The 12795-nt window shown below is 72.5% G+C and carries 11 protein-coding genes; 8 read left to right on the forward strand and 3 right to left on the reverse strand.

Annotated features, from left to right (window positions below):
* Positions 1-164 precede the first annotated feature (164 nt).
* Complete coding sequence (locus ACIRPH_RS14715) at positions 165-680, reverse strand: hypothetical protein (protein WP_402914111.1); 516 nt, start codon at positions 678-680, stop codon at positions 165-167.
* Between the two features lie 501 nt (positions 681-1181).
* Here ACIRPH_RS14715 and secA point away from each other — a divergent pair.
* Positions 1182-4028: a preprotein translocase subunit SecA gene (gene secA, locus ACIRPH_RS14720; protein WP_402914113.1), complete on the forward strand. Its 2847-nt coding sequence runs from the start codon at positions 1182-1184 to the stop codon at positions 4026-4028.
* Between the two features lie 76 nt (positions 4029-4104).
* Here secA and ACIRPH_RS14725 read toward each other — a convergent pair whose 3' ends face one another.
* Positions 4105-5553, reverse strand: a complete 1449-nt coding sequence (locus ACIRPH_RS14725) for a PTS transporter subunit EIIC (RefSeq protein WP_402914116.1) — start codon at positions 5551-5553, stop codon at positions 4105-4107.
* 46 nt (positions 5554-5599) lie between these two features.
* Positions 5600-6337, reverse strand: a complete 738-nt coding sequence (locus ACIRPH_RS14730) for a GntR family transcriptional regulator (RefSeq protein ID WP_402914118.1) — start codon at positions 6335-6337, stop codon at positions 5600-5602.
* Between the two features lie 280 nt (positions 6338-6617).
* Between ACIRPH_RS14730 and ACIRPH_RS14735 the strand changes: the two genes are divergently transcribed.
* The 7 genes from ACIRPH_RS14735 (at position 6618) to ACIRPH_RS14765 (ending at position 12740) form a co-directional block, all read left to right on the forward strand.
* Positions 6618-7640 (forward strand): SIS domain-containing protein, encoded by a 1023-nt coding sequence (locus ACIRPH_RS14735; protein ID WP_402914806.1) that lies wholly within the window; start codon positions 6618-6620, stop codon positions 7638-7640.
* 114 nt (positions 7641-7754) lie between these two features.
* A complete protein-coding gene (locus ACIRPH_RS14740) occupies positions 7755-8024 on the forward strand; it encodes a glucose PTS transporter subunit EIIB (RefSeq protein ID WP_267950263.1) in 270 nt (89 codons plus the stop codon).
* Positions 8025-8051: 27 nt separating this feature from the next.
* Positions 8052-8540, forward strand: coding sequence for a PTS glucose transporter subunit IIA (locus tag ACIRPH_RS14745; protein ID WP_402914120.1), 489 nt, complete (start codon positions 8052-8054; stop codon positions 8538-8540).
* A gap of 266 nt (positions 8541-8806) precedes the next feature.
* Positions 8807-10483 carry a glycoside hydrolase family 3 protein gene (locus tag ACIRPH_RS14750; protein ID WP_402914123.1) on the forward strand — a complete coding sequence of 559 codons (1677 nt, stop codon included), beginning with the start codon at positions 8807-8809 and terminating at the stop codon, positions 10481-10483.
* Positions 10484-10627: 144 nt separating this feature from the next.
* Positions 10628-11323 carry an HAD family hydrolase gene (locus ACIRPH_RS14755; protein WP_402914125.1) on the forward strand — a complete coding sequence of 232 codons (696 nt, stop codon included), beginning with the start codon at positions 10628-10630 and terminating at the stop codon, positions 11321-11323.
* Positions 11324-11417: 94 nt separating this feature from the next.
* The gene (locus ACIRPH_RS14760) at positions 11418-11870 is read left to right on the forward strand and encodes a DUF6912 family protein (protein ID WP_402914128.1); all 453 of its coding nucleotides are present in this window, start codon (positions 11418-11420) and stop codon (positions 11868-11870) included.
* Between the two features lie 174 nt (positions 11871-12044).
* Positions 12045-12740 carry an HAD family hydrolase gene (locus tag ACIRPH_RS14765; protein ID WP_402914130.1) on the forward strand — a complete coding sequence of 232 codons (696 nt, stop codon included), beginning with the start codon at positions 12045-12047 and terminating at the stop codon, positions 12738-12740.
* Positions 12741-12795 lie beyond the last annotated feature (55 nt).

Consider the following 12795-nt stretch of genomic DNA (forward strand, 5'->3'; position numbering starts at 1 on the left):
CCTGCCCTCGCACCGCAAGAAGGCCGAGCCGCGCTTCTGACCCCGGGCGGCGCCCCACCCCCCCCCCCCCCCCCCCCCCCCCCCCCCCGCCCCCCCCCCCCGCCCCCCCCCCCCCCCCCCCCGGGGGGGGGGCCGCCCCCCCCCCCCGCGGCAGTGCGCGCCGCTCAGGACTCCGCCCGGTCGTCCCTCCGGATGCGGTGCAGCGGTGTGTCGTGCGGCTCCTCGGACTCCACGCGCGGCGAGTCCAGCACCACGTCGCTCAGGAGGTCGTAGCGCATGGCCACGACCGCCGCCACGACGAGCAGAAGCCCTCCGACCGCCAGCAGCACCGTGGACATCCCCAGGGCGACGCCGACGCCGCCCACGGCGAACCCGGCGCAGGCGAGCACCACCGCCACCCAGGAGACCGCGCGGCCCCGGTGGTTGCTGGAGGGCGCCAGGCTGCCGCCCTGGCGCTGGAACCCGCGTATGCGGCCGTTCCGCCGCTGCTCGTCGTCGCTGGGGCGGTGCCGTTCCCAGGCCAGGCCCGGGTCGTCGGCGTCGTCGGGGTCCGGCGTCGGGTGGCGCCTCCGGGAGATCAGGTCGTCGAGCACCTCCACCGGACTGCGCGTCGGTGACGCCGGGCGGGCCTCTCCCCTGTCGGCCGCCTCCGCGGCGGTCTCCCGCTTGCTTCCCCTCATGGTCGCTCCCTCGATCGCGTTCGCGTTCGGCGGGCCGTGGTTCGCATCCACGGCGTGACCTTCTACGAATGGCGTACCCGGGGAACGGGTCGCGGCTTCATGAATCGTAGGAAAAGGGTAAGAAAAGCCGATCGCCGACCGCTCCCGCCTTTGACCGGCGGCGGTGCGGGCGGGTGCGCGGGCGCCTTGGCGCAAAACCCGCGGAACGCGTTTGCGGAGGACCCAGGAGCCCGGCGCCGGGCGCCGTCCCGAACCCTCCCGCCGTACCGGGTGTGACGTGCGGGAACATTCGGGGGCGTTTCATCCGTTCCCCTGGGGGAAAGGCGTGCGAGCGCCCCCTCCCGCGGAGGGCGGGCGTATAGTTCGGGTCCTCTAGGATGTAGGCCCGAGGGCCCAGGAACCCCCGCCGCCCTCCGCGGCCACGGGAAAGCGGTCAGGCGGGCCTAGATCTGATCTCCACGTGTGTGGAGCAAACCGCGATCTGCGAGGAGCGCATAGGAAGTGCCAGGGATACTCAACAAGCTCCTGCGCGCGGGTGAGGGAAAGATCCTGCGCCGGCTGAACAAGCTCAAGGACCAGGTCAACTCCCTCGAGGACGACTACGTCGAGCTCACCGACGAGGAACTGCGCGACCTCACCCAGGAGTACAAGGACCGCTACGAGGACGGCGAGTCTCTGGACGACCTGCTCCCAGAGGCCTTCGCGACCGTCCGCGAGGCCGCCAAGCGCACCCTGGGGCAGCGTCCCTTCGACGTCCAGATCATGGGCGGCGCCGCGCTCCACCTCGGCAACATCGCCGAGATGAAGACCGGTGAGGGCAAGACCCTGACCGGAAGCCTCGCGGTCTACCTCAACGCCCTCGCGGGCAGGGGCGTCCACGTCATCACGACCAACGACTACCTGGCCCGCCGCGACGCCCAGAACCTCGGCCGCATCTTCCACTTCCTCGGGCTCGAGGTCGGCGTCATCAGCCCCCAGATGACCGCGGCCGCCCGGCGCGAGGCCTACAAGGCCGACATCACCTACGGGACGAACAACGAGTTCGGCTTCGACTACCTGCGCGACAACATGGCGCTCTCGCTCAAGGACACGGTCCAGCGCGAGCACTACTTCGCCCTGGTCGACGAGGTCGACTCCATCCTCATCGACGAGGCCCGCACCCCGCTGATCATCAGCGGCCCCTCGGAGCAGAACTCCCGCTGGTACGCGGAGTTCGCCAAGATCGCCCCGCGCCTCAAGCGCGAGGTCGACTACGAGGTCGACGAGAAGAAGCGCACCGTCGGCATCACCGAGGCCGGTGTGGCCAAGGTCGAGGACTACCTGGGCATCGACAACCTCTACGAGGCGGTCAACACCCCGCTCATCAGCTTCCTCAACAACTCCCTCAAGGCGAAGGAGCTGTACAAGAGGGACAAGGAGTACATCGTCAAGGACGGTGAGGTCCTCATCGTCGACGAGTTCACCGGCCGCGTCCTCGCCGGACGCCGCTACAACGAGGGCATGCACCAGGCCATCGAGGCCAAGGAGCGCGTCAAGATCAAGGACGAGAACCAGACTCTCGCCAAGGTCACCCTCCAGAACTACTTCCGCCTCTACGAGAAGCTCGCCGGCATGACCGGTACCGCCCAGACCGAGGCGGCGGAGTTCACCCAGACCTACAACGTCGGCGTGGTGCCCATCCCCACCAACAAGCCGATGGTGCGCGAGGACGTCAAGGACGTCGTCTACAAGCACGAGGACGCCAAGTTCCAGGCGGTCGCCGAGGACATCGCCGAGCGCCACGAGGCCGGGCAGCCCGTGCTGGTCGGCACCACCAGCGTCGAGAAGTCCGAGCTGCTGTCGCGGATGCTCAAGCGCGAGGGCGTCCCGCACGAGGTCCTCAACGCCAAGAACCACGCCCGTGAGGCGGCGATCATCGCCCGGGCGGGCAAGCTCGGCGGCGTCACCGTCGCCACCAACATGGCCGGCCGCGGTACCGACATCATGCTGGGCGGCAACCCCGACTTCCTCGCGGACGAGGAGCTCCAGGGGCGCGGCCTGAGCCCGCTGGAGACCCCGGAGGAGTACGAGGCGGCCTGGCCGGCGGCCCTGGAGAAGGCCCAGGCCGACTACGAGGAGGAGCACGAGAAGGTCGTCGAGGCCGGCGGCCTGTACGTGCTCGGAACCGAGCGGCACGAGTCGCGGCGCATCGACAACCAGCTGCGCGGCCGCTCCGGCCGCCAGGGCGACCCGGGTATCTCCCGGTTCTACCTCTCCCTCCAGGACGACCTGCTGCGACTGTTCAACAGCAGCCGTCTGGAGGTGTTCATGAACCAGCTGAACATCCCCGACGACCAGCCCATCGAGTCCGGCATGGTCAGCAAGGCCATCGCCTCGGCGCAGGGCCAGGTCGAGACGCAGAACTTCGAGATCCGCAAGAACGTCCTCAAGTACGACGAGGTCCTCAACCGGCAGCGCAAGGTCATCTACGCCGAGCGCCGCAAGGTCCTGGAGGGCCAGGACCTGCGCGAGCAGATCATCGGCATGCTGGAGGAGGTCCTGCGGGGCTACGTGGTCGAGGAGACCTCCCAGGGCGACCCCGACGAGTGGGACCTGGACAAGCTCTGGCGCGCGTTCAAGCAGGTCTACCCGATCAGCTTCACCGTCGACGAGTTCGTCGAGGAGAACGGCGACCTCCAGACGCTGACCGGCGAGATGATCGCCGAGCGCGTGGTCGAGGACGCCAACGCCGCCTACGAGACCCGCGAGGCCGACCTCGGCGAGGAGGCCATGCGCGAGGTCGAGCGCAGGGTCCTGCTGCAGGTCATGGACCGCAAGTGGCGCGAGCACCTCTACGAGATGGACTACCTCCAGGAGGGCATCGGCCTCCGCGCGATGGCTCAGCGCAACCCGCTGATCGAGTTCCAGCGCGAGGGCTTCGACATGTTCCAGCAGATGCTGGAGGCCATCAAGGAAGAGGCCGTCGGCTACCTGTTCAACGTCGAGGTGCAGGTCCGCAAGAAGGAGGAGCCCGCCCTCACCGCCGCGGCCGCGGCCAGGACCGCGGCGGGCGTGGGCGGGGCCACGGGCGCCACGGCCCTCGCGACCGCGGTGGAGGAGGACGAGGAGGCCGCCGACGCGGCGTCCCCGGACGTGGAGGCGGAGCCGGCCGAGGACGTGGTCGTCCCCGGGTTCGGCGAGGGCCAGCCGGACAGGCTCCAGTACTCCGCTCCCAGCGAGGACGGCACCGTCGAGCGCCACAGCGAGACGGCCGACGAGTTCGCCGGCACGGCGCGCAACGCGCCCTGCCCGTGCGGCTCCGGCAAGAAGTACAAGAAGTGCCACGGCGACCCGGCGGCGGCCAGGTAGGCCCCGGCCGCCGACACGCGTGCGGGCGCGTCCCCTCGGGGGCGCGCCCGCACGCGTTCGTGCTCCTCGGGACGGGTCAGCCCCGTCCGCCGCTCCCGGGGGAGGGGCCGTCGGCCCCGGAACCGGTGGCCTCCTCGGCCGCCCCCGGCGCCGCGTTCTCCTCCGGGTCCGCCTCACGCCCCGGCGTGGGCAGGCGCAGGCGCGTGATCAGCACGTAGAAGATCGCGAAGTACGCCGCGAAGTACAGCAGACCCAGGAGCAGGATCAACCCCAGGCCCTCCGTGTTGTCCTTGGACGCGTTCAGCAGCATGTCGATGAGCCCGGCGGAGAACCCGAACCCCAGCTGGGCGTCCAGCGCGTTCAGGATCGCCATCGAGAGCCCGGTGAGGACGATGTGCACCACGAACAGGGCGGGCGCGACGAAGATGAAGGCGAACTCGACGGGTTCGGTGATCCCCGTCGCGAAGGCGGTCAGGGCGGCCGGGATCATGATCGACCCGATCTGGGCGCGGCGCTCCCGGTGCGCGGCCAGCCACATGGCGAGCGCGGCCCCGGGCAGGCCGAACATGAGGACGGGGAAGAAGCCGGCCAGCAGGCCCCCGGCGTCGGGGTCCCCGGCGAAGTACCGGGTGATCTCCCCCTGGACGACCCCGTCGGGGCCCTCGTACGTGCCCGACACGAACCAGATGAACGAGTTCACCACGTGGTGCAGGCCCAGCGGCAGCAGGATGCGGTTGACGACGCCGTAGATCCCCGCGCCCAGGGCGCCCGCCCCGACGATGCTCTCGCCGAGGTTCTGGATCCATCCGCCCACGACCGGCCAGAGCAGCCCCAGCGCCACGCCCAGGAACAGGCCGGCCAGTGCCGTCACGATGGGGACGAAGCGGCGTCCGCCGAAGAAGCCGAGCCAGGTCGGCAGCTGGATCCGGTGGTAGCGCTGCCACAGCACGGCGGCGATCAGGCCGATGGCGATACCGCCCAGCACGTCGGTGGGGTTCTTGACGGCGTGGTTGATCATCTCGCCCACCCCGGCCACCGCATCGGGGTCGGTGAGCGGTTGCCGCGTCGCAGGGTCGACCGGGAGCGGGTACGTGACCAGCCGTGACCCCAGGTCGCCGGCGGGGCCGTCGAAGGTGACCATCGTCCACGTGGACACCCGGTCGAACACCAGGTAGCCGACGACCGCGGCCAGGGCGGTGGAGCCGTCCGAGCGCTTGGCGAAGCCGATCGCGACGCCCACGGCGAAGAGGAGGGGCAGGGCCTGGAACACCGCGTCGCCCGCGGTGCCGACGGCCCCGGCGACGGGGACCATCCATCCCATGCCCGGGAGCCCGGCCAGGCCGTCCGCGCCGAGCAGGTCCGGCTGGCCCAGCCGGAGCAGGATGGCGGCGGCGGGCAGCACCGCGATGGGCATCATCAGGCTGCGGCCGAGCCGTTGGAAGACGGCGAGGGCCGAGGAACCGGTCTTGCGGGTCCGTGCACCGCCCGCGGGGACGGGTGGTGCCGGGGTCTGGTCCGAACTCATGGTGGGGGGGTCCTCCCTCGGACGCGCGCCCCGCGGGCGCGGGGCGTCAGTCGCCGTGCCGGCGCGGGTCCAGGCGGGAGTGCAGCTGGTAGCGGTCGGCACGGTAGGTGGACAGCGCGAGTTCCACGCACTGTCCCTTGGCGAAGCTGCGGCGCTGCATCACCAGCACCGGGCTTCCGGCGGGCAGGCCGAGGAGCCGGGAGTCGGCCGAGTCGCAGATCCCGGCCTCGATGGTCTGTTCCCCGGAATCCAACAGGATGTCGAACTCGTTTTCCAGCACTTCGTAGAGGGAGCGCTCGGCGAGGTCGAAGTCCTCCAGCCCGGGGACCATGGCGGCGGGGATGTTGGAGCGCTCCACGGCCATGGGCTCGTCGTCGGCGGTGCGCATGCGCTCGATGTGGTGCACCAGGGTGCCCGGTGCGATGTCGAGCATGCGCGCGGTGTGCCCGCTGGCCGGGATGACCTGGCGGATCAGCTCGCGCGCCCCCGGCTCGAAGCCGCGTGCGCGCATGTCCTCGCTGAAGGAGGCCAGGACCAGGGACATCTCGATCTTGGGTCGGGCGATGAAGGTCCCCTTGCCGGGAACCCGGTAGAGCCGCCCCTCGGCCACCAGCAGGTCGATGGTCTGCCGGACGGTCATCCGCGACAGCGAGTACGTCGCGCTGAGCTCCCGTTCGGAGGGGATCATGTCGTCCACGCCCAGACCCGCCGCGGTGATCCAGTCCAGGAGGAGGTCGCGGAGTTGGCTGTACTTGGGCAGCGGGTTGCTGGGGTCGATCGACATGGCGAGCGGCCTTCTCGGTAGGCGGGTGGGGTCGGCGTCAGAACCTTAGCGCGGGAGGCCGCCCGAACATCGGTCGAAGCCGGACATGACTGGTATAGTCCGGACTAGACCATAGCTCCATCCGCGTGTCAATCCACCCAACGGCAAGCGGTGTGAACCGGTATCGCGGCAGGCCGCGGCCCACCCGGTGCGGAGCGTCCAGCGCGGCCCCCGGCGCAAGACCCGGACCGCCCGTCACATCAGGGGAAGGTTCCGCATGACCACCACCACGACGAGCGTGATGCGCTCCGAGATCGCCGAGCAGCCCGAGGCGCTGCGCCGGACCTTCGCGGAGCTGCTGCCGCTGCGCTCCGAGGTCGAGGCGCTGGGCCGCACCACCAAGCACGTGCTGTTCATCGCGCGCGGCTCCTCCGACAACGCCGCCGTCTACGGCAGCTACCTCCTCCAGGCGCACGCGGGCCGCCTCGCGACCCTCGGCTCGCCCTCCATCGCCACCACCTACGGCGCCAAGATCGACCTGTCCGACGTCCTGGCCGTCGCCATCTCCCAGTCCGGGAAGACCGAGGAGATCGTCGAGACCATGCGCTGGGCCGCCGACTGCGGCGCACGCACCGTCGGCGTCACCAACGGCGCCGACTCCCCCCTCGCCGCCGAGGCGGACGTCGCCCTGGTCACCCGCGCGGGGAGCGAGGTGGCGGTGCCCGCCACCAAGACCTACAACACCCAGCTGGCCGCTCTCGCGGTCCTCGCCCTGGGCCTGGGCGCCGACCTGGACCCCGCGGACCTGTCGCGCGTGCCCGACGCCATCGAGGAGACCCTGGCGGCCCCGGCCGACGCCCTGGAGGAGATCGTCGAGCGGATGGTCGCCGTGCAGGGAGCGGTCATCTCCGGGCGGGGCATGGCCTTCTCCAGCGCGCTGGAGGCCGCGCTGAAGCTCAAGGAGGCCTGCTACCTCCACGCGATGGGCCTCTCCTACGCCGACCTCCTGCACGGCCCCATCGCGGTCGTGGACCCGCGGACCCCCGCGCTGCTGATCGCCGCGCCCACCGGGCCGACCCTGCAGGGCACGGTCGCCCTCGCCGAGCGGGCCCGCTCCGCCGGGGCGCCCGTGTTCGGCTTCGGGGGCGGGGACTCCCTCGCCGCCGCCAGCGACGTGTCCGTGCCCGTTCCGGACGTCCCCGAGTGGGTGTCCCCGATGAACCTCATCGTGCCCGCCCAGCTGCTCACCGAGCGCCTGGCCCGTCGCCTGGGCTACAACCCGGACGTCCCGCGGGGCCTCAACAAGGTCACCCAGACCGGCTGACCCCTCCGGGACGGGGCGGCGCCGCGGTCCGGGGCCGCCCCAACACCCCGGCCCGCCCTCGGGCACTGGTGTGTGGCCTGCGCCACCCCTAAGCTCGCCTCAGGTCCCGGGGACATCCCCGTTCCCACGGCACAGCACGGAGGACACATGGCGGACAAGGCAGCGGCGATCGTCGCCGGGTTGGGCGGCGCGGGCAACATCGAGGACATCGAGGCCTGCATCACCCGCCTGCGCACCGAGGTGGCCGACCCCTCCCTCGTGAACGAGATCGCCCTGCGGGCGTCCGGCGCCCACGGGGTCCTCGTCTCGGGCAACGTTGTCCAGGTGGTGGTCGGCCCCGAAGCCGACGCCCTCACCGACGACATCCGCGACATCCTGGATTAACTCTCCCCGTGAGGGAAGGGAAACCCCATGTCAGACGTGATCGGTGCGCTCCGCGTGCTCTCTCCCGTACCCGGAACCGCACTACCCCTCACCACCGTGCCCGACCCGGTGTTCTCCCAGGCCATGGTCGGCCCGGGGGTCGCCATCCACCCCGAACCCGGGCAGGAGGGCGGACAGGAGGGGTGGCAGGAGGCCGTCGCCCCCATCGCCGGGACCCTGGTGAAACTGCACCCCCACGCGTTCGTCGTGCTCTCCCGCGACCAGGGCAGGGGCGTGCTCGTCCACCTGGGCATCGACACGGTCCAGCTCGCGGGGGAGGGGTTCACGCTCCTCGCCGCCGAGGGGGACGCGGTCGAGGCGGGCACACCGATCGTCCGCTGGTCGCCGGGGAGCGTCGCGGCCCGGGGCAAGCCGTCGGTGGTGCCGGTGGTCGCCCTGGACGCGCGGCCCGGGGACCTCGGCGACGTCGCCGACGGCGGGGTCGGCCTCGGGGACCCCCTCTTCACGTGGGGATGACCGCCCGGCGGGGGGGGGGGGGCCGGCCCCCCCCCCCCCAACACCCGCGCCCCCCCCCCCGGGGCCGGGCCGCGCCCCCCCCGGGGGGGGGGTGGCCGCCCGCCCCCCCCCCGCGGGGGGGGGGGGGGCCGGGGCGCCCGGCGCCCCCCCCCCCCCCCCCGCCGAACTTCTCCGGCCGCCCCCGGCGGAGCCTCGGCCCGGCCCCGGCCGGGAGGGGGTAGTCTCCGGCGGCGAACCCCCATGATCCGCCGGAGATGAAACCCGCCATGAAACTGCCCGTTCCGCACGCCCTGGCCCCGGCCTGCGTGGGACTAGCCCTGATCGCCACCGCGTGTTCCACAGAGGAGGTGGGTTCCTCGCCGGAGGACAACGAACCCCAGCCGTCGCCCAGCGCGGAGCCCTTCGAGCCGGTGCTCGCGCCGCGGCTTCTCGCGGACATGGACCTGGACGACAAGATCGGCCAGCTCCTCGTCCTGACGGCGCAGGGCACCTCGGCCGCCGAGAACGCCCTCATGATCGAGACCTACCGCCCCGGCGGGGTCATCTACTTCGACGCGAACCTCACCGACACCGAGCAGATCGCGACCATGTCCGCCGGGGTGCAGGAGCTCGCCGCCGAACAGGGGCAGGGCGTCCCCCTGTTCGTCGGCATCGACCAGGAGCAGGGCCTCGTCGTCAGACTGCCCGTCGGGACCCGGTTCCCCGACGCCATGGCGGTCGGCGCCACCGGGGACCCCGAGCTGGCGGCCCTGCGCGCGTCCACCACCGCCGCCGAGCTGTCGGCCCTGGGCGTCAACCTCAACTACGCGCCCGACGCGGACGTCAACACCGACCCGAACAACCCGGTCATCGGCATCCGCTCGTTCGGCTCCGACCCGGACCTGGTCGCGGAGATGGCCGTCACCGAGGCGAACGCCTACTCCGAGAACGGCGTCGCCTCGGCCGTCAAGCACTTCCCCGGCCACGGGGACACCGACGTCGACAGCCACAGCGGCCTGCCCGTCATCGACCTGCCGCGCGACCGGTGGGAGGCCGAGCACCTGCCCCCGTTCAGGGCCGCCGTCGAGGCCGGCGTCGACATGATCATGACCGCGCACGTCCTCATGCCCCGGCTGGACGGCGGGGAGGACCCCGAACCGGCCACCCTCTCCCCGGCGCTCATCGACGGCATCCTCCGCGACGAGCTCGGCTACGACGGCGTGGTCACCACCGACGCCCTCAACATGGAGGGCGTGCGCCAGCGGCACGACGACGGCGAGATCGCCGTCCGCGTCCTGGAGGCGGGCGTGGACCAGCTGCTCATGCCGCCGGACCCGGCCGCCGCCGTCGCCGCGATCAGGACCGCCGTCGAGGAGGGCCGCCTCACCGAGGAGCGCATCGACGAGTCCGTGCTGCGCGTGCTCGCGCTCAAGGAGAAGCGGGGCGTGCTGGAGGCCGGCCCCGTCGACCCGGCGGCCGCCGCCGAGGTCGTGGACGACCCCTCCCACGCGGAGGCCGCCCAGCGGGTGGCCGACGCCTCGGCGACCCTGGTGCGCAACGAGGGCGACCTGCTGCCCCTGGCCGCGGGAACCTCCGTGAGCGTGCAGGGCGTCGGCTCGGACGTCCTCTCCGAAGGGCTCACCGGGGCGGGGATGGACGTCGTGGCCGACGGCGCCGACGTGGTGGTCGTGGGAACCAACGGCGCACGCGGCTCCCAGGAGCAGCGCGGGATGGTCGAGTCCGCCCGCGCCCGGGGCCTCCCCGTCGTCGTGGTCTCCCAGGGCGGACCCTACGACCTGGAGGCCTTCCCCGAGGTGGAGGGCTTCCTGGCGGTCTACTCCGCCGTGGACGTGTCGGCGAACGCCGCCGCACGCGTGATCGGGGGGCAGGTGAGACCGACCGGCAAGCTGCCCGTGGACATCCCCGGGGCCGGGGTCGAAGCCGGAACCGGCCTCACCCTCTGAACCCGCCCCGGACCAGGTGGCCCGGGGAGCGCCTCGGTGGTTGAAGCGGGCGGGGAACGGGAAGAACCGTTCCCCGCCCGCCCCTACGCGCGTCCGGGAGGCCGGGCGGTGTCCCGGCAGACGGACGCCCGAGGAGGCGATCGGATGGACGGCCGGACCAACGGCACCCGGCGAGGGGTCATCTCCGACTGGGGAGGCGTGCTCACCCCGCCCCTGGCGGACGGCATCCGGGCCTGGCTGGACGCCGACCGGATCGACGTGGAGCACTACTACGAGGTCATGCGGCCCTACTTCGACGGCAGCCTCGCGGACGCCAACCCCGTGCACGCCCTGGAGCGGGGGGAGGTCGACACACGCGAGTTCGAGCGCGCCATCGCGGCGCTGCTGCGCTCCACCCACGGCGGCCCGGTCGTGGCGGAGGGCCTGATCCACCGCATGTTCTCCAACTTCGACCCCGTGCACGCCATGTACGAGGCGCTGCGCGGGGCCCGGCTCGGCGGCGCCGGCACCGCCCTCCTGTCCAACTCGTGGGGCAACGGCTATCCGCGCGAGCACTTCGAGTCGACCTTCGACGCCGTGGTGATCTCGGGCGAGGTGGGCATGCGCAAACCCGAGCACCGCATCTACCTGCACACCTGCGACCTCCTGGGGCTACGGCCCGAGGACTGCGTGTTCATCGACGACCTGGAGCACAACGTCCGCACCGCCGAGGAACTCGGGATGACCGGGATCCTGCACACCGACGTGGCGCAGACGCAGCGGGCGCTCGACCGCTTCCTGGAGCCGGACGGCGACGGCGCGCCGCCCGGGGCCGACCGCCGGGGGCGCGCGGCGGCCTGACCGGTCGGCGGCGCCACGCCCCCTGGCGCGCCCACCTCCGGTTCCTTGGCAGACTCGAGGGGTCCCGCCCACGTCCAGGAGAGCAGCCGCGCCCATGTACGTCTTCCTGCCCAGCACCGTCCCCGCCCTCGCCGCGCTCCTGGAGGAGGGCCGGCTGGAGGGAGCCCCCCTGACGGCTTTCGCGGCCGACCCGGGCCCGGAGGGCGACACCGAGGAGGCCGAGTACGAGGCCATGTACGCCGCCGCGGAGGAGTCCCTGGCCCTGCTGGCCGCCGACCCCGACGCGCCCCGCCGCCGGGTGGTGCTGGCCGCGAACATGCCCGACGCCGTGGTCGAGCGTGAGGGCGGCGCGGCCGACGGGGTGGTCCGCGTGCGGGTGACCGCCGCCGTCCCCTACAAGAAGCTGGCCTCGGCGCACGTGGACGACCCCGCCGCGGCCGCCGACGTCGCCGCCGCCGCGGCGGAGCCCGGATCCGGCGCCGCGGACGACCACGAGCTCATGTGGTTCGCCGTCCAGGAGCTCCGCCACCTCGTGTCCGGGGAGTGACGGGAGCACCCGTCGCCGTACCCGGGGCCGGTCGGCCCGGCGGGGTTTCGGACGGGCCCCGGCCCTGCCGCGCCGGCCGGGAGCGGGCGTGGTTTTCGCCGGGAAACACCCATACGGCAAAATGGGGCCGTCCCTCCATCCCCGAACGCCGAGGAGTCAGCCATCAGCCGCCTGGTGCTATGGAACATCGACCTCACCCTCCTCGACGCGGGCCAGGTGATGAGGGCGGCCTACGCCGAGGCCTTCGAGAAGGTCACCGGCGAGCCGCTGGTCTACCTGACCTCGTCGGCGGGCCGGACCGACTCGGAGATGTTCTTCGAGTTCTGCGCCCGCAACTACGTCGACGTCGACCCCGACACAGCGGTCCTCGGCGAGTTCCTCGCCGCGCTGGAGGAGTCCTTCGGCAACCGCGCCGACGAACTCCTCGCCCGGGGCCGGGTCATGCCCGGCGCGGCGGCCTCCCTGGCCGCCGTCGCCTCCCTGCCCGACACGGTCCAGACCGTCGTCAGCGGCAGCACCCGGGTGAACGCCACGGCCAAGCTGGTCGCGTTCGGCCTGGACACCCACCTGAACCTGGCCATCGGCGGGTACGGGTCGGTCAACTACCCCAAGTCCAGCCTCATCCAGTCCATCAGGCTGCACGCCTCGGGCGAGGGGGGCCGGGCGTACACGGAGGCGGAGACGGTGTTCGTCACCGACTCGGCCCCCGACGTCCGCGCCGCGGTGATCGGCGGGGCCACCCCGGTGGCGGTCCTCAACGGGTCGACCACCGAGGGGCAGCTGCGCGACGCCGGGGCCCGCATCGTGCTGCCCGACCTGACCGACCCGCGGGCCGTGATGACGGCGGTCCACCAGGCGACCGCCGGGTGAGGGCATGTTCGCTCCCGTGAGGGGCAGGATGGCCCCCGTGCGTATCGCCGACGAC

The sequence above is a fragment of the Nocardiopsis sp. NPDC101807 genome (genome assembly GCF_044766605.1).
Classification (GTDB): Bacteria; Actinomycetota; Actinomycetes; order Streptosporangiales; family Streptosporangiaceae; genus Nocardiopsis; species Nocardiopsis tropica.

Bases quoted from the DNA above. Each gene is read 5' to 3' on its own strand.
- ACIRPH_RS14715 (WP_402914111.1), bottom strand. From the start codon at position 680: ATGAGGGGAAGCAAGCGGGAGACCGCCGCGGAGGCGGCCGACAGGGGA.
- ACIRPH_RS14725 (WP_402914116.1), bottom strand. From the start codon at position 5,553: ATGAGTTCGGACCAGACCCCGGCACCACCCGTCCCCGCGGGCGGTGCA.
- ACIRPH_RS14730 (WP_402914118.1), bottom strand. From the start codon at position 6,337: ATGTCGATCGACCCCAGCAACCCGCTGCCCAAGTACAGCCAACTCCGC.
- ACIRPH_RS14735 (WP_402914806.1), top strand. From the start codon at position 6,618: ATGCGCTCCGAGATCGCCGAGCAGCCCGAGGCGCTGCGCCGGACCTTC.
- ACIRPH_RS14745 (WP_402914120.1), top strand. From the start codon at position 8,052: ATGTCAGACGTGATCGGTGCGCTCCGCGTGCTCTCTCCCGTACCCGGA.
- ACIRPH_RS14750 (WP_402914123.1), top strand. From the start codon at position 8,807: ATGAAACTGCCCGTTCCGCACGCCCTGGCCCCGGCCTGCGTGGGACTA.
- ACIRPH_RS14755 (WP_402914125.1), top strand. From the start codon at position 10,628: ATGGACGGCCGGACCAACGGCACCCGGCGAGGGGTCATCTCCGACTGG.
- ACIRPH_RS14760 (WP_402914128.1), top strand. From the start codon at position 11,418: ATGTACGTCTTCCTGCCCAGCACCGTCCCCGCCCTCGCCGCGCTCCTG.